The organism is Paenibacillus sp. J31TS4, from assembly GCF_018403265.1.
In the GTDB taxonomy this organism is placed as follows: Bacteria; Bacillota; Bacilli; order Paenibacillales; family NBRC-103111; genus J31TS4.
The window spans coordinates 57,330-74,046 of record NZ_BOSI01000008.1 but is presented as its reverse complement, the minus strand read 5'-3'; the positions used below and the strand labels follow the sequence as shown (position 1 = coordinate 74,046).

General features: G+C 59.8%; 17 protein-coding genes. 16 read left to right on the top strand and 1 reads right to left on the bottom strand.

Annotation, left to right across the window (positions count from 1 at the left end; translation table 11 throughout):
- Window positions 1–2 precede the first annotated feature (2 nt).
- Window positions 3–587: an STM3941 family protein gene (locus KJS47_RS21930; protein ID WP_213527745.1), complete on the top strand. Its 585-nt coding sequence runs from the start codon at window positions 3–5 to the stop codon at window positions 585–587.
- Between the two features lie 244 nt (window positions 588–831).
- On the opposite strand, the gene KJS47_RS21925 is transcribed toward KJS47_RS21930, so the two are convergent.
- Entirely contained in the window at window positions 832–2,895 is a 2,064-nt protein-coding gene (locus KJS47_RS21925; RefSeq protein ID WP_213527743.1) for a DUF2207 domain-containing protein, read from the bottom strand.
- A 200-nt stretch (window positions 2,896–3,095) separates the two neighbouring features.
- Here KJS47_RS21925 and KJS47_RS21920 point away from each other — a divergent pair, with 200 nt between their 5' ends.
- The 15 genes from KJS47_RS21920 to KJS47_RS21855 all read left to right on the top strand — a co-directional run bounded on the left by KJS47_RS21920 (window position 3,096) and on the right by KJS47_RS21855 (window position 16,492).
- Window positions 3,096–3,518, top strand: a complete 423-nt coding sequence (locus KJS47_RS21920) for a beta/gamma crystallin family protein (protein ID WP_213527741.1) — start codon at window positions 3,096–3,098, stop codon at window positions 3,516–3,518.
- A gap of 291 nt (window positions 3,519–3,809) precedes the next feature.
- Window positions 3,810–4,526: a Flp pilus assembly protein CpaB gene (gene cpaB / locus KJS47_RS21915; RefSeq protein ID WP_213527740.1), complete on the top strand. Its 717-nt coding sequence runs from the start codon at window positions 3,810–3,812 to the stop codon at window positions 4,524–4,526.
- A gap of 104 nt (window positions 4,527–4,630) precedes the next feature.
- Window positions 4,631–5,782, top strand: coding sequence for a CpaE/TadZ family protein (locus KJS47_RS24195; RefSeq protein ID WP_249716647.1), 1,152 nt, complete (start codon window positions 4,631–4,633; stop codon window positions 5,780–5,782).
- 16 nt (window positions 5,783–5,798) lie between these two features.
- Window positions 5,799–7,145 carry a TadA family conjugal transfer-associated ATPase gene (locus KJS47_RS21910; protein ID WP_249716645.1) on the top strand — a complete coding sequence of 449 codons (1,347 nt, stop codon included), beginning with the start codon at window positions 5,799–5,801 and terminating at the stop codon, window positions 7,143–7,145.
- Complete coding sequence (locus tag KJS47_RS21905) at window positions 7,142–8,068, top strand: type II secretion system F family protein (protein ID WP_213527736.1); 927 nt, start codon at window positions 7,142–7,144, stop codon at window positions 8,066–8,068. Before KJS47_RS21910 ends, KJS47_RS21905 begins: the two co-directional genes overlap by 4 nt.
- A gap of 4 nt (window positions 8,069–8,072) precedes the next feature.
- Window positions 8,073–9,011, top strand: coding sequence for a type II secretion system F family protein (locus KJS47_RS21900; RefSeq protein WP_213527734.1), 939 nt, complete (start codon window positions 8,073–8,075; stop codon window positions 9,009–9,011).
- A 125-nt stretch (window positions 9,012–9,136) separates the two neighbouring features.
- Window positions 9,137–9,358 carry a hypothetical protein gene (locus tag KJS47_RS21895; protein WP_249716643.1) on the top strand — a complete coding sequence of 74 codons (222 nt, stop codon included), beginning with the start codon at window positions 9,137–9,139 and terminating at the stop codon, window positions 9,356–9,358.
- A gap of 220 nt (window positions 9,359–9,578) precedes the next feature.
- Entirely contained in the window at window positions 9,579–10,943 is a 1,365-nt protein-coding gene (locus KJS47_RS21890) for a vWA domain-containing protein (protein WP_213527732.1), read from the top strand.
- Window positions 10,944–10,975: 32 nt separating this feature from the next.
- Window positions 10,976–11,365, top strand: a complete 390-nt coding sequence (locus KJS47_RS21885) for a TadE/TadG family type IV pilus assembly protein (protein WP_213527731.1) — start codon at window positions 10,976–10,978, stop codon at window positions 11,363–11,365.
- Entirely contained in the window at window positions 11,362–12,057 is a 696-nt protein-coding gene (locus tag KJS47_RS21880) for a hypothetical protein (protein ID WP_213527729.1), read from the top strand. The genes KJS47_RS21885 and KJS47_RS21880 overlap by 4 nt, the downstream gene beginning before the upstream one ends.
- 34 nt (window positions 12,058–12,091) lie before the next feature.
- Window positions 12,092–13,450, top strand: coding sequence for a hypothetical protein (locus tag KJS47_RS21875; RefSeq protein WP_213527727.1), 1,359 nt, complete (start codon window positions 12,092–12,094; stop codon window positions 13,448–13,450).
- A 20-nt stretch (window positions 13,451–13,470) separates the two neighbouring features.
- Entirely contained in the window at window positions 13,471–14,334 is an 864-nt protein-coding gene (locus KJS47_RS21870) for a hypothetical protein (RefSeq protein WP_213527725.1), read from the top strand.
- A gap of 9 nt (window positions 14,335–14,343) precedes the next feature.
- Entirely contained in the window at window positions 14,344–15,024 is a 681-nt protein-coding gene (locus KJS47_RS21865; protein ID WP_213527723.1) for a hypothetical protein, read from the top strand.
- 18 nt (window positions 15,025–15,042) lie between these two features.
- On the top strand, window positions 15,043–15,639 hold the full coding sequence (locus tag KJS47_RS21860; protein ID WP_213527721.1) for a prepilin peptidase: 597 nt from the start codon (window positions 15,043–15,045) through the stop codon (window positions 15,637–15,639).
- Between the two features lie 58 nt (window positions 15,640–15,697).
- Window positions 15,698–16,492: an SDR family oxidoreductase gene (locus tag KJS47_RS21855; RefSeq protein WP_213527719.1), complete on the top strand. Its 795-nt coding sequence runs from the start codon at window positions 15,698–15,700 to the stop codon at window positions 16,490–16,492.
- Window positions 16,493–16,717 lie beyond the last annotated feature (225 nt).

Sequence of the window (16,717 nt, the reverse complement as noted above, 5' to 3'; positions counted from 1 at the left end):
GCATGAACGATATTGGTCAACAGTATGTAGAATATCCAAGCCGCAAAAAGAGTTTCGGTCTGCTGGTCTCGGCTCTGGTATTCGTCCTGCTCGGTATTCTCCTGACGGCGGTCGGACTCGGGGAAGAGGAATCGGCGGCGATTGCGGGTATCGGCATCATCTGTACGTTGTTCTTCGGCTTCTGCCTGGCCTATCTGCTCTTGCGCTTCATCCGCAGAACGCCGTCTCTCGTCGTGGACGACGAAGGGATCGTCGACCAATCCTCTGCAATCGGAGGAGGGCGGATCCGGTGGGATGAGATGGAGGATCTTAAGCTGTACGTCTTCATGAATCAGGCATTCATCGGCATTAGGCTGCACGATCCGGAGAGCTTCCTCGACCGGCAGGGGACGTGGAAGAGGCTTCTGATGAAAGCGAACCGGAGAATGGTGGACGCCCCCGTCAATATTGCCCAAACCGCAGTCGCCCTGCCGCTCGACGAGCTGTACGAGCTGCTCGTTGGGCGCTGGGCGGCCGCCAATGGCTACGAGCTGGAGGAGGCGGGGCTCGCAGAGGAAGAGTCGGCGGCTGCCGCACCGGGCGATTGACGCCGTGCTGACACGGGGCGGCCGGCTGGCCGGTCATCCCGCATAGAGTGCCGGACTGACGCAAAACAGAGACAGCGGCCGCTGAACTACGGAGGAACGGCAACTGGGAAAAGCACTGCACAGCTGTCGGAACGGGAGCAGGACCTTGCGGCTCGCCGGTACCGGTCAAGGAAAAGCGAAGCAGCAAAAGGGCAGGAAGCCGAATCGGCTTCCTGCCCTTTTGTCGTTGCACCTATGCGCTACCCTAGTCGGCGCCGGTTCCTCCGTCACCGCCGCCTCCACCGCCTCCGCTGTCGGACGACCAGGAGCCGGAATCGGAGGAGCTGTCTCCGCTGCTGGAGCCGGAGGAGCCGAGAGCGACCCCGCTCCAGGAGCCTGACACGTAGGCGAGCGCGTCCGCCATGGCCGGATCGGCCAGCGGCGTCCGCTCCGCCGCAGCGGCGGCCAGCCCGGGATGTCGGCGCTTCAGACGGCGGAGGAAGGGGGAGGCGACGCCAAGCAGGATCGCATCCTGCGTCATCCGCCCGACGCGGTCTGCGGCCCGGTCCGCCTCGCGCCGGTCGAGCTGTCCTCCGGCCGCCAGACTCCTCCGCCAGGCGAGGATGGCTCGCCGGTCGGCCGCTTCCTCCCGGCTGAACCGCAGCTTGGGCAGCAGCCAGAGGAGGAGAAGCGAGAGGAGGACGCCGTACAGGTAAGGCATGACCGCCGTCTCGTCGATCAGATTGGCTGCCGCGACGAAGCAGCCGATCAGGAAGGCGGTCATGACGCCGCGCTTTCGGTACAAGTAGGAAGCGGCGATTCCGAGCACCCCGAGCAGTACGGCGGCGAGCAGCAGCGACTTGGGGGAGGCTCCGTCGGCATCGAAGAGCCAGAGGACGAGTCCGAGATGGAGCACTGCCAAGGCGGGGACGCCCGCCCGGAGCACGGGATGCACGCCCAGCGGGGGCGCCTGCTCGGGGTTTTGCTCAAGCAGTTGCATCCAGGTTGTGAACTGCCGGGCGAACCGGCGGCCCCTCTGCACATATTTGCCGGCATGCTTCTTTTGCTTCCTTTCCGTTCGCGTCGGCCCTGACACCGAGTCCAGCGAGAGGACGTGGCCTCCCTGCTCGGAGCGCTGACGGAAGAGCCACTGCACGAGGTGCAGGTCGGCGGCGCCGAGCTTGCTCGAGATGCCGGCGAACCGGAATTCGGGCAGCTCGCTCGGCGCCTTGTCATCTGCCTGGAAGCGTTCCTTGGCCGGCACTCTCCTCATTGTGATGAGCCCCCGCCGTTCCAGGGAGAAAATCCCGGCCAGCGTGTCGCCGAAGCGAAGCCGTCCGTTCCGGTACAGGTAGACGAGACGGACGGGGTCCATCCGCTCGGCCCGTTCCCTCGCCGATTCCCGGGAACCGAGTCCGGCGAGGAAGGGGTGCAGTACCTGGTAGGCGATCGCGGCGACCAGCGTGTAGTTCAGCAGGACGGCGACGTCCCGGATCGAAGCCAGTCTCCGCTCTCGATCGGCCAACCGTCCAGCATACGCTTCTTCCTTCCCGATCCGCTCGGCGATCCCCAGCGCTTCGTGTTGTAAGGGCGCTTCGGCAAGCGCTTCGGCGGGCAAATAAACCGTCATGCGGGCATTCTCCTGCGAGAGCAGCTTCGCATTCTCGTATCGGAGCTTCCCGTTCGCGGTCCTCGTAAGCGTACCCCCCGTCCGGTCGTAGAGATAGGCGTTTGGAGGCTCGGAGGTGCCGGGGAGGGTAAGCTCCAGCGAGACTTCGTGAAGATCGGTGTTATTGTCCGCCAGGAAGGACCAGTCTAGCAGAGCGGTATCGGCGTACCGGACCGCTGCTCCGGGAATCCGGTAACGGTAGTAGACGGAACGGGTCTCGTCCTTTGCGGGCTGCTCCACATAGAAGGTGCCGCTTGAAGCCTCCCATTCCACGGGGAGCCGGGTAAGCCCTTTGTAGCCGTATTGGCCTAGCGTCCGGTCCGCGGGCGGTTCGTACGCCTCGAAGAACGTCACATCCCCCTCCTTGCGGGCATCCAGATAACGGGAGGTCCGGCTGTAGGCTCCTTGGAAGGTAAAGGTAAACAGCTCCTCGACATACAAGTCCCCGTCCGTTCCCAGCTTGGCAGCGATTTGGACGCGGTCGACGGAATAGGAACGGTCCTCGCCGCAGCCGGTCAGGAGTAGAGCCGGCAGCAGAAGCAGAACGAGCGCGGCGGCTAGTTTCCTTAGCGGGCCGCCTAGGACTGCGTTCCTTTTGGAAAACGGTTGCAGGACTTTTTCCTCCCCTCTTTTTCTTTGTCCGGTTAGGTGCTTCGACACGATAGAGACTTCCTTTCCGCCGATTATCGGAGTTTTTGCAAAATTTCGTATGCTTCTTTTTTCCTTATTTTTCTTGGGACCTTTGCCCCTTTTTTTCTGGAAGGGATGGGAAGAATCGCCTCTTTACATCAGCAAGGGCAACCGTTCATACCAACGCTTTGAGAGATTCATAGAATGCTAGCAGAAGGAGGTGAACTTCCATGATCAAGAAGAAAACGGGAACGATTCTCCAAAGCACGCCCCGCCTCACGCTTTGGGCGGATGCGAACTTCTCGGGCCGCCGCTTGCGGTTCCGCGGAAACCTGGGCGTCCGCAACCTGGTCGAATTCAATTTCAACGACGTTCTGTCGAGCTTTGAATTCGAGGATGGCGGCCGCAGCACGCTTGTGCTGTTTGCCGACATCAACTACCAGGGGGACCGACGCGTCTTCCACGGCCCGCAAGATGTAGCTTTCCTCAGCGATTTCAACGATGTGACCTCTTCCTTCGTCATGTCCCGCAGACGGCTCAGCTCCAGAGAGATCGACCGGATTCAAAGAAGCGCCCGCGTGCCGTCCGGCTTCGCCGAGGTGCTGCGCAGCGGATACCGCAAACCGCTTAAAAAGGCAGTCAAGAAAAAATAAGCAGTCCTGTCCCAAAGAAGAGAAGCCGGCTGCCGGCTTCTCTTCTTTTCCTAATTCTCGGCTCCCATTAGCATATAGCAAAATCGTCCAAATTTCATGTTTCAGGAAAAAGTTTCCTGGTTATTTATCATCTAGGACATTTGGTCCCAGGTGCTGTCAAGCCGGCAGGCGAGTAGGTACATAGTTTTATTGATGCCTTTTGCAATATCCATTAAAATGCCAGAAGCCAGATTGCCAAAGACAGCAAACCTTTTACATAATTTAGCACGATCGCCGGAGGAGTCCCATTCTATGCTCGAATCCAAACGTAAAGCTTCTATCTTTTTAATAGTCTCTCTATTATTTGCTGCTACGGCGGGCTACCTGTTCTTTCGACAAGTTCAAACGCTCAACAATCAGCTCGGAGGCATGACCAAGGTCTATGTGGCCGCGAAGGACATTCCCTCCCGGACGGTCATCCGGCCCGACGACGTCAAGACCATCGACATTCCGAACAAATTCGTCAATCCCTCGCATGTGACCGATCCGGCACAGCTGCAGGGCCGCGTCTTCGTCGTTCCGCTGCGGGAAGGAGACCTCATCACGGACAGCATCCTGAAGCAGGCAACCAACGTGCAGAACGAGAACAACCGCCTCGTCGCCGTCTATGCCAGCCAGAAGATCCGGTTCGATCAGGAGCTTGAGGTGAACGATCGGGTGGATCTCATCGTATCGCAGAATGTGGACGGCAAGCCGCAAACCACTGTGTTCATGAAGGATGTGCTCGTGTCGAACGTGCTGCGGTCCGGCAACGCTCTGGCCGCGATTGGGGTGGAGATCTCGGAGAAGGACGCGCCCAAGCTGATCCACGTAGAGAACTATGCGGATCAGATCAGGGTGCTGAAGGCGAACGTCGGCAAGAACGACCGTCCGGCCCAGCCGGCCGGGAGTCCTTCGCCGTCGCCGTCTCCCTCGGCGACGCCGACGCCGACCCCGCCCGCGGATGCAGCACAGCCCCCGGCCGGATAACGGCCGGCTCGGCCTGGACCGGCTCGCCGCGGACGCCTCAGGGAGCCGGTGCCTTATGTCACACTACTCGAACTGTTTGGAAAATGGTGGGGGAATGAAAAACGATGAGCAAAGACCTCAAGATTCTGGTCGCAAGCAGCGACCCCTCTTACTTCGCCCAGCTGGACCCTCTGTTCGCCGGTTATGCGACCGAGCGGCTGGCGCCGGATGATATTCCGGTTGAATTCGATCGCATCTCGCCCGACTTCGTCCTGATGGTGCACAGCGACAAGGAGAATACCGTCGAGGCTATCCAGTACATGGTGTCGCTGAACCCGCAAGTCCGGGTTGCGGTCGTCGCGCGAAGCCAAAACTTCGAGCTTCTGCGCGAGGTGACGCGCGCGGGTGCGATCGACTTTTTCGTCCTCCCGGAGGAAATGACGCTTCTCCATAACCGGATGCCCCTCATCCTGCAGCAGGTGGAGCAGCTGAAGAAGAGCGAGCAGGAGACGAGCGCGTCCGTATTCAAGAAGGGGCGGGGCCAAATCTACTCCTTTTACAGCGCCAAGGGAGGCTCGGGCAAGACGCTGATCGCCGCGAATTTCGCCCAGACGCTGAAGCTGGAATCGACCGCGAATGTGCTGCTGATCGACCTCAACCTGCAGTACGGCGGCATTGAGACGCTATTCTCGATCGATTCCGCCCGGTCGCTCGCCGACCTGCAGCCCGTCGTGGAGGAACTGAACGAAGGCCATATTCACAACGTAACGGAGCGGGAGCCACACTCCCAGCTCGAAATTCTGCTCAGCCCGGCTGACGGTGAAATTGCCGAGAAGGTGACTGACCAGTTCATCGCGTCGCTCCTGCGCGTCTGCCGCCGGAACTTCGACTTCGTCATCGTCGATTTGCCTACGGAGATGAACGCCGTCACCTATACCGCGATGGAGGAGGCCGACCGGATCTTCTACGTGCTGACGCCGGATACTCCGTCCATCCGGACGTTCAAGAAGGCCGAGACGCTGTTTTTCCGGCTCGGCATGAACACGAACGAACGGCTCCGGATGATCTATAACCGGATCGGCAACCACAGCGAGCTGCAGCCCAAGGATATGGATGAGTTCGTCAGCTACCCAGTGGAGATGGTGGTCCGGCAGGACATCAAGGGGCTGCAGTCTCCGCTCAATAAGGGAGAGCCGCTCCGCAAGACGGCGAACGAGAAAAAGATCCCGCCGTTCGCCAAGGACATCCAGAAGTGGGTCCACGGGCTCATTACGTAGGAGGGAGAGAAGCGCAGTGTCCTTGTTTCAATCGAATACGAACACCAGGCAGCCGGCGGGACGCGCGGCAGCCGTCTCTCTCTCGAATCCGTATATCGACCAATTGGTGGAGCATTACAAGAACCGGCTGCTTAAGGAAGCGAATCTCGATCTGCTGACCAACACCTCGCAAGGAGAAGTTCGGGTCCGCATCGAGATGATCGTCAACCAGTTCATGGCGGAGGAGAAAGTCATCGTCTCCCGTCAGGACAAGGAGAATATCCTGACCCGGATTCTCGATGAGTCGGTTGGCTATGGGCCGCTTGAGCCGCTGATCCACGACCCCGACATTACCGAGATTCTCATCAACGGACCCAAGGAAATTTACATAGAAAAGAGCGGGAGGCTCGAGCAGACAGGCATCGCCTTCCGCGACGAAGCCCACATCCGCCACATCGTTGACCGGATCGTCGCGCCGATCGGCAGACGGGTCGACGAAAGCTCTCCGATGGTCGACGCGCGGCTGCCCGACGGCAGCCGCGTCAACGCCGTTATCCCGCCGGTCAGCCTGAACGGCACGCTCGTCTCGATCCGAAAGTTCCGCAAGGAGCCGTTCCAGATGCACGACCTGCTCCGCTTCGGCTCGTTCAGCGAGCCGATGGGACAGTTCCTGGCAGCGGTCGTCCAGTCCAAGTTCAACACGCTGATCTCGGGAGGAACCGGCAGCGGCAAGACGACGCTGCTGAACGTGCTGGCCTCCTTGATCCCCTACGGGGAGCGCGTCATCACGATTGAGGACTCGGCCGAGCTAAGAATCGACCGGCCCAACGTCGTCGGCCTGGAAGCGCGGCCGGCCAACGTGGAAGGGACCGGCGAGATTAGCATCCGACAGCTCGTCCGCAACGCGCTTCGGATGCGCCCCGACCGGATCATCGTCGGAGAGGTTCGCGGCGGGGAGGCGTTCGATATGCTGCAGGCGATGAATACCGGCCACGAAGGGTCGTTGACGACGGTCCACGCCAATACGCCGGCCGACGCGCTCCGCCGGGTCGAATCGATGGTCATCATGGCAGGGCTAGAGCTGCCGAGCAGCATTATCCGCGAATACATCGTCGGCGCGCTCGACCTGATCGTACAGTCGCTCCGTCTGACGGACGGCACCCGGAAAATCGTCTCCATCGCGGAGGTTGTCCGGGATGGTCAGGGAGACAACCAGCTGCGGGAGATTTTCCAGTTCAAGCGGGTCGGCATCGGCCGGGACGGCCGGGTGGAGGGCTACTTCACCGCCACCGGTGTCGTGCCGGAGTGCCTCGGACGCATCCGAACGTTCGGCATCGAGCTCGACGACTCCATCTTTGTGCCGAAGCAGGAGGTGAGCGCATGATTGAAGCCGCTCTATTCACGGTTGCCGTCCTGCTATTTCTCGCCGCCGGGTACTTCTACCTCGGCTACCGGGCGGAGAAGCGGGAGTGGAAGAAGCAGATGGCGTCGTTGTACGAGAAGGAGGAGAAGCGCAGCAGCTTCATTGTCGTGCTGGGTACCCGGTTCGACGAGAGCCGTTACGCGGAACCGATTCAGAAGCGGCTGAAGAGAGCGAACGTCGGGCTTACCCCGTCGGAGTATCTCGGCTTCCTCTTGGTCGGCATGATGGCGGGCGTCTATCTCTTCAACAATTTCCTCAACATCGGCTTTCCGCTCAACCTGCTGCTGTCCGCCGGACTTCTCTTTATGCTCCAGCTGCTGTTTTTCTTCCTACGAAAGAACAAGCAACAGGAGCGGATGAACGATCAGCTGCCTGAAGTGTGCCGGATTCTGGCCAACGCAACGCGCACGGGCATGACGCTGACGCAGGGACTCGCGCTGGTTGCCCAGGAAATTCCGGAGCCAGCCAAGTCGGAGTTTCAGCGGGTTGTCTCGGAGATGCGGTTCGGCACCGACTTCGACAAGGCTCTGAGGAACCTGGAGCAGCGGGTACCAAGCCGGGAATACAAGCTGTTCGTCGCCATGCTGCTCATTCAGAAAAAAGCGGGCGGCAACCTGTATTCGATTCTGTCGGATATGGGCACGACACTGGATGAGCGCAAGCTGCTCCAGCAGGAGATCAAAACGATGACCGCCGAGCAGCGGTACGTCTCGTATATGCTGCCGTTCATCCCGGTCTTCCTGCTGCTGATGATGAACAAGATCGTGGATGGCTTCCTCGATCCGCTGTTCAAGCCGATCGGGATGATCCTTGGATTGTTCTTCCTGCTCGGCATTGCGCTGACGATCTTCCTCGTCCGCAAAGTGACGAATATAAGGGTGTGATCGCATGATAACCGCCATCTTTGCCAGTCTGGTCTCCAGCTTCCTGTTCTTTGCCTTCTATCTGCTAGAGAGGGGGCGGTATAAGGAGCGGCGCCGGATCGTCCGCGAGCATCTTGCGGAGGTGCTGCCGCCGTCCCCTTACCACGCGGAGGAGAGAAAGCCCACGTTCAAGGAGAAACTGCTCGCCAAGATGTTCCATTACGCCGACGACTTCTCGGGCATCGGGTACCGCGTCAATTTTTTCAGCGAGACGCACGATGTAGAGAATTGGCTGCAGCAGGCGGGCTTTCCCTACAAGCTGACGGTCGAGCGCTTCCAGGGGCTCAAAATCTTCATGCTGCTGTTCGGGTTCGTCGTCGGCGCCTTCTTCTTCGTCCTGCGCTTCCCGCTATCGCAAGCAGGGATCATCCTGTTCCCGCTGGCCGGGTACTTCTCCGTCATTCTGTGGATGAAGGCCAAGGCGAAGAAGCGGCAGGCCGAATTGTCCTACGCGCTCCCCGATTTCCTCGATACGATGAGCGTCACGCTCAAGGCCGGCGTCTCGCTCGACCAGGCGATGCGGGAGATCATCCGGTATTTCGAGGGGCCGCTTAAGGAAGAGTTCACCCGGTTCCTGCAGGAAATCGATCTCGGCATGCCGAGAGAGATGGCGTATCGCAACCTGCTCAAGCGGACTGACAGCGTGCCGTTCCAGACGGTCATCAAGTCGCTTATCCAGGGCGAGCGGCTCGGGGTCCCCGTATCCACGACCTTCAAGGTGCAGGCCGAGGAGATGAGGAAGATGCGGAAGGAAAAGGTGAAGGAACAGGCCGCCAAGGCGTCTCCTAAAATTACCTTGATCACCACCTTCGTCGTCATGCCATCCGCGATGCTGCTGATCGGCGGGTTGATGATCCTGAATATGTTCTCGGGTGATACGAACCTGTTCGATTTGTTTAAATAGTTCTAACTAAATTATGGCAAAGGGGGTAATGTCTTCCATTCCATTGGCTAGGTCTATCTGTCCATTTCGGCTTCCAGTATTGATCGCTGATCGCGGTCCAATCTATCAGCATCGGAGGAATACCAATGAATAAAATGAGCGCAATCACGACGAAGGCTTATGTGAAAGTCAAGCATTATCTTAGCAACGAAAAAGGCGCCCAGTCGCTCGAGTGGCTCGGCCTGGCCGCGCTCTTGATCATGGTGCTCGGCATCATTTCGACCGCTCTTAACACCGGCAAGGGCACAATCGGCGAAGTCATCTCGAAGATTTTTGAGAACATCAAAAACCAGCTCGGCGGATCCTGATCCTCACGTCCGAGAGACACCCGACCGCGCCATCCCGCTCAGGAAGCGGCTACATAGACAAACCGGCACCATTTGTGCTTCCATAAGCGGTTGGTTGACGATGCGTATCACGACCGGTCCCCGCCAAGTACCCGGAATGCTTCATTCCGATCGAAACGAACTGTGACCGGTTCCGGGACTTGCGGGGTTATTTTTTTGCAAAGGAGCAGCTATGAACATAATGGTGAGACGTCTTGCAGCGCTGCTGGCCTTGACCGTCTTGATGGCGGGCTGTGCCAAGGAACCCGATCGGGGGGGAGAGGCCAAGGGAATCGATCCCACTCCGAGCGCAGCCGCCCCTTCTCCGTCCCCTGCCAAGCCTAAAGTGGAAGCGGCAATGCTTCCAAGTAAGCTGGAGGATCTGCTTCAGTATCCGAAAGGGCCGTTGGCCGGCGCGTACGTGGCCGATCAGAAGGATGCCGTCATGAAGACGGTCAAGGAAAAGCTGCCGAAGCTGGGGGGCGAGGCCACCCAGGAGGACTACGATGCTTATGCATCCCAGCTCATTTCGCTCTTCTACGAGGAATTTCCGGACCCGTCCAAGGTTTTGAGCGACTACAAGCTCGCAGCGTTCGGCACCGAGGACGCGGCCGATCCGCGGTTCCAGCTCAAGGATAACTTCAACGTGGAAATTGTCCTCGACGCTAGCGGCAGCATGGGCGGCAAAATCGAAGGCAGGACCAAGATGGAGACGGCGAAGGAAGCGATTCAGCAGTTCGTGGGCGGGCTGCCCACCAATGCCAAGGTAGGGCTGCGCGTCTACGGGCACAAGGGGACCGGCTCGGATGCGGACAAAGCGCTGTCCTGCTCAAGCTCGGAGCTCGTGTATCCGGTTCAGCCTTACAACGCCGAGACACTGAACGCCGCGCTCGGCAAGTTCGCTCCGGCGGGCTGGACGCCGCTCACGCTTGCTCTGGACGAAGCGCAGAAAGATCTGAGCGCCTATCCCGCGGAAACCAATACGAACATCATTTATCTCGTCAGCGACGGGATTAACACATGCGAAGGCGATCCGGTGCAAAAGGCGGCGGAAATCGCCAAATCGAACATCCAGCCTATTCTGAACGTCATCGGCTTCGACGTCGACAATGCCGGCCAGAAGCAGCTGAAAGAAATGGCGGCTGCGGCCGGAGGATTCTACACCGGCGTTCAAACGAAGGATGAGCTGATGGGCGAGCTGAACAAGGGCAAGAAGATGGCGGAGAGGTGGAAGCAGTGGCAGCAGTCCGCCAAAACGAGCGCATTCTACGCGAACAGCGCCAAGCAGTTCGATATCACCACCTACAGCACCTCCTGGATGTGGCGCTCGCTGCGGCTCGACCGCAACCTGTCGAACACGGCGAACGCACTCCGGGAAGAGAAGTATATCACTGACGAAGCCTACCAGGCGATTATCAAAAAGACGAGCGAATATGTTCAATACCTGAACAAAACGAACGATTCCGTAACCGCCGAGCTGCGCAAAACGGACCAGTCAAATTATGAAGCACTGAAGCGCAAAATCGACGAGCTTTACGAAACGGGGAGCAAGCAGAGCACCCCGTGACCGATCAAGGTTGCCGGAAGGAGAGGATGGCCATGCCGCCAAGACACAAACGGATAAGCGACGAGAAGGGCGCGGTCAGCATCGAATTTCTGGGCGTTCTGCCGTACTTCTTTCTCTTCTTCCTGCTTCTCTGGCAGGCGGTGGCGTCCGGCTATGCAGTCGTGACGGCCCGCTCCGCCGCCAACGAGGCGGCCAAGGTGTATGCCATGACCAAGAGCCAGACGGAGGCCGAGGCGATGGCACGCACCATTATCGGCGGGTCGGAGAACCTGCAGTTCCAGCATCTGAGCATCTCGCCTAGCGGCAAGTCGTTCGAGCTCAAGCTGGAGACCTCCCACGGCATCGTGTTCATTCCCGAGGCCTGGCGGCCCGCCGCCTCTCTATCGTTTACTCAGACGGCAGCGGGCCGGGTGATCGAATGAAGGACGTGGTCCGCAGTGAACGGGGCAACGCCTCCTTCTACTTGATCTGGTTTATCGTCATAAGCGGGTTCCTGCTCGTGTTTCTGTTCAACGTGCTGAATCTCTTCGGCAAGAAGGAGCAGGCGGCGATCGCCGCGGAGCAGGCGGCAATGGCCGGGACCGACGTGCTGCTGCAGGCGGTCTACGATGGCGTGGAGCAGTTTGATTTTCAGACGGCGGAGGGTATTGCCCGGACGCTGCTGACCGGGGACACGCTGAGCGGCCGGCTCTCCAAGGCCAAGCAGGCCTATGTGTCTGCCGGAACGCCCGCTCCGGAGGCGAGACTGAAGGCGTTCAATAAGGTGCTGGAGGAGGAACTGTCCTCCACCTCTCCCGATGTGCTTGGCTGGAAGGCCGCGCTGGAGGAGTCGGTCCGGCGCAAGCTGGACGATGCGGTAGACAGAGAGTTAAAAGGAACCGTCAAGACGATTATCAACAGCAATGCGGGGAAGCTGACGCGGGATTCGGAGGTCGCCCTGGACAGAGGCAGGGTCGCAGTGACCGCGCATGCCGAGTACGAAACCAGAGTCTTCGATACGCTCATTCCATTCCTCAAACACGACGTTCCTTACAAAGGATACGGGCCCGAGCTCAAGTTCATGGACGAGCTGGGCTGGTCCATCCACGATAAGAAGCTGGCGGCGTTTCCTTGAGTAAGCCCGCCGCCGGCGATGGAGGTGAACGCCATTGAACCGGAAATGGAGAGGCGTGAAGAAAAGTTTAGTCTGTTTGGTCATCGTCTGGCTGATGGCCATGCAGGCGCTGCCGTTCCTGGCGGCAGCCGAACCGATTACGCCGGGGACCCCGATCACACCCGGGACGCCCATCACGCCAGGGTCTCCGATTGCTCCCGGCACGCCGATTGCGCCGGGGCAAGGCATCACGCCCGGCGAGTTTATTCTGCCGGGTACACCGATTACACCGGGAGAAGGCATCACTCCGGGACAGTGGATCTTGCCCGGCACCCCGATTGCACCGGGCTCCCCGATAGCGCCGGGGACTCCGATCGCTCCCGGCACGCCGATCGCACCCGGGAACGGAAGCGGGGGCTCTCCCGGCCAACCGGGCATTGGAACGCCGGGTCAGCCCGCCAAACCGGGCGATCCGTCTGGCGGCACTCCGCTCCAGCCGGGTCAGCCCGGGAGCGGAACGCCGCTGCAGCCTGGTCAGCCTGGACAGCCCGGCAGCGGCACACCGGGCCAGCCAGGGCAACCCGGGAGCGGGACACCGGGCCAGCCGGGCAGCGGGACGCCGGGTCAACCGGGCTCTCCGTCCAGTAATTCGGGCGGCGATGCGGGAGGAGATCCGGGCAGCCAGGGCCCGAGCATGTACGATGTCATCAAGTACGGCTACAACGATCTGGGAGTAGGCGTCATCGAATATATGAGCGACAACCAGATCTATGATTGGAATACGATGAGAACGCATTTGACGCCGGGCAGCAACTTGTCTTACAGTCTGCTGTTCAGCACCTACAAGACAGCGGTCAAAGGCAATGCCTTACTGGAAGCCGGCGGAGATTTGGTGGACACCACGCTCAATTCGGCGGAGGCCGTCAAGAAGGCGAAGCAGATTTACGATTACCGTCAGGCTTATCATGCGGCGTCTGCGGGCAGCGCCACGCTGCAAAATACGAACGCCGTCCGCTCTACGCTGCAGGCCTCCGTCTTCGGCACCGTCTCCAAGGTGAACGTGGTGGCGGCGGGCGTCGGAGCGGGCTTCGCGGCGTATGAGACCGGCCAGAATATCGGCAAGCTGATCACGGCTGACAGCGGCAAGGATAAGGCGCTTGCGGCAGGGGATCTCGGCCAAAGCTCGGGAGAGCTGCTGATGAACAGCTCCGTGCTGCTGGCGGCCTCGGGCGTCGGCGCTCCGGTGGCGGCGGGCGTCTTCATTGCCGGCGCGGTGCTGTGGGCGGCTGGATCGATCACCAAAATGGTGGTCAACCGCAAGGAGATTGCTCAGAACTTCAAAAACGGAGTGGAGAATATCAAGAATACGGCCAAGAATATTTGGGGCGGCGTGAAGTCCTTATTCGGCGGTTAAACGGCAAAGGAGCATGAGGCATGACAGGCAAATTGGCGCCAGCATTGACCGAGCAGATCAAGAAGCACAGAAAATTTCTTGAGAAGGAAGAGGTGTTCCCGTACGCTTACCAGAACGGCGACACCCTATACTACTACGTGGTGTTTACCCGCTTCGGCAAAGGAACGGGCTCCGTCATTCTGTCGGACGGCACAGCACCGCCGACCCGCGAGGAGCAGCTGCGCGCAGGCTGGGCGTTCTTCCACTTCAACCGGGTGCTGATCGAGGCGGGGAACCAGCTCGTCAAGGACATTGCCCGTCCGGTCGACCTGCTGGAGACCGTCAGGACCCAGCTCCGCAAAGCCCAGTGGAACGAAGCCTTCCGGCTGGACAAATTCGCAAGCGACCTGTCCGGTGTCTATGAAGCGCTGGACACCGGCGTGGGGACGATCGACGAGCTGAATGATATCTTTCTGTCGATGCAGGCGCTGGAGAAGCGGGTCCTAGACAGAGGTACGCTGCTGGACGAGGACGTCCAGCAGATGGTGGAGTGGAACATCGCGCACTACCGCAAGATGTATCACCAGGGCCGTCTCCTGCTCCGGGAGCTGCCCGCCTTCGCGCGCCTCAAGGCGCACATCGGCTCGCTCAAGGGCTCGCTGAAGGGGGAGGAGGAGCAGCTGCGGCAGTCGGTGTTCACCGGTCTTGACGCATTGACGGTCAATGCCAACGTTCAGGTGCTCAAGGACTCCAACGCTTCCTTCGAAAACGACGAGAAGGGCAACCCCGTGGCGATGAAGGAAGGCGAAGCGGGGCTCGATCAGCACGACGAGTACCTGAGAAAGAAAAACGACTACGTCTTCCACAACACCATTCTGCACGATATCCGGAATTTGGCGGGGTAGGAGGGCGGTATGAAACTATTCGCTGACGGCTTTGCGGTTTACCGCAGCCAATTTCTGTCCGTCATTCTGTTGTCCTTCACGATTGTGTTTCCGCTCCTGCTTTTTCACAGCGTTCTGTCGAACTTCGTCTATGCGACAACGTCGAATCTTGAGAGTTCGGCTTTCGGCGACTTTACCAACGCGTTCCTGACCCTGCTGTTTCTCGTGGTGGGACAGCTCCCGTTCATCCAATACACGCTGAGCGACCGCAGCGGAAGCGAGCAGCCGCTCAAGGACAGCTATTCCACGTTTCTGTACCGGGGGTTTTCCGTGTACGTCTTCGGCCTTCTCTACTGCCTGATCGTCCTGACGGGCATGGTGGCGCTGATCGTCCCGGGAATCATTCTTCTGGTGCTCCTGTTCCTGACTCCTTATATCTCGGTGGTCAAGGAGATGCCGCTGCGCCGCGCCTGGCGGTTCGCACTCCGGTTCGGGCGCAAATATTTTTTCAAGCTGCTGGCTCTGATCGCGCTGACCGGCATTATCGAGCTGCTGATTGAGCTGGTCGCCATGATCGGCATGTCCTATGTGACATCGGAATATCTCGTCATCCTGCTGAGCCAGATCCTTCTTAACGTCTTCCTCTTCCCGCTCGTGGTCATCGTCATTACGACCCATGTTCTGGAGTGGAAGGAGAAGTCCTGGCTGTAAACGAATGAGGTTGTTGCTATGCTGCTGCTGATTTGGGCCGCCCTCGGGGCGGTCCTTGGCTATCTGTTGGAACTGTACGCGGTCTACGCGCTGCGTAACCGGGAGCACCGTCCGCTGCGCGGCTCCCGCTTGCTGGCGATCCTGGCGATGGCGATCGCCGTCCCGCTCTTGTACCGGGCGGCTCCGGGGCTGTTCCTGCCGAATCTCGTCCTGCTCTGCCTGCTTACCGTCGTGACGCTGACGGACTTGATGGCCATGCTTATCTTGAACCGGACGCTGGCCGTCTTTGCCGTTCCGCTCATCCTGCTCCGTCTCTGGTATCCGCTGGAAGGGGGCTTGCTGGCCTCCGTCGCCGGCGGGGCGCTGGCGTTCGCCCTGATGGCGGCCATGGCCGTCCTGTCCCGCGGACAGGTCGGGGGCGGAGACGTGAAGCTGTATGCCCTCCTGGGCTTTTATATGGGCACGGAAGCGGTGCTAGTCAACCTGTTTTTGGCGAGCGTGCTTGCGCTAACCGGCACGCTCCTGCTGCTCGCGCTCCGGAAGAAGAAGCGGAGCGATCCCGTTTCGTTCGGACCGTACATCGCGCTTGCCGGCGCGCTGATGCTCCTTCTCTGATTCAGGCTCCCGCTGGGGCGTGTAAACAATGGGGATAAGCTTTAGAGGAGGGATCAGCTTGAACGGAAAACGGGTGGAAGGCAAGGTCGCCATCGTCACGGGCGGCGGATCGGGAATCGGCAAGGCGGCGGCGCTGCGTCTGGCGGAAGAGGGCGCCAAGGTCTGCATGCTGGACCGGACGCCGGAAGAGGCTGAGAAGGTGAAGGCCGAGATTGAGCGCCTCGGCGGGGTAGCGATGGTCATAGAGACCGACGTCTCTCAGGCGGAGATGGTGGAGAATGGTGTTAAGCAAGCCGCCGAAAAGTGGGGCCGGCTGGACATCGTCTTCGCTAACGCCGGCATCAATGGCACATGGGCGCCGATCGAGACGCTCGAGGTCGAGGAATGGGACAAGACGCTAGGCATCAACCTGCGCGGGACATTCCTGACTGTCAAGTACGCCGTTCCCTACTTGAAGAAAAACGGCGGAAGCATCATCATCACTAGTTCGATCAACGGCAACCGGAAATTTTCGAATATCGGAGCCAGCGCCTACAGCTCGAGTAAGGCAGGCCAGGTGGCGTTCATGAAGATGGCGTCGCTGGAGCTGGCCCAGTTCAACATCCGGGTGAACGCGATCTGCCCGGGGGCGATCAAGACGAACATCGGGGACAATACAGAGAAGGCTCCCGAGCTGGATAAGGTCGACATCCCCGTTGAATTCCCGGAAGGGAACCATCTGCTGAACGGCGGAACGGGCGAAGCCCGGCAGGTCGGGGATTTGGTGCTGTTCCTCGCGTCCGACGAATCGTCCCACATTACCGGAACGCCGATCTATATCGACGGCGCTGAGTCTCTGCTGATGGGCGGCTGACGGGGTCGTACGGTTGGCCGCGGCTTGGTACCCCTGGTTTAACACGGGGTTGGTGCCCGGCCGTCCGTTAGTTATTTTTTGGAGGCCGCCACTGGCCGCTGGGCGCCTGTCGCCAAGCCACGGTTCTTTAGGGACCGGGGCTTGTTTGCGTTGCTCCGAGTATCGGCGCGTTTTGGCTCCAGGACCCAGGAGGGGTATACTGGGAGCAGAAACGAGGAACGGGAG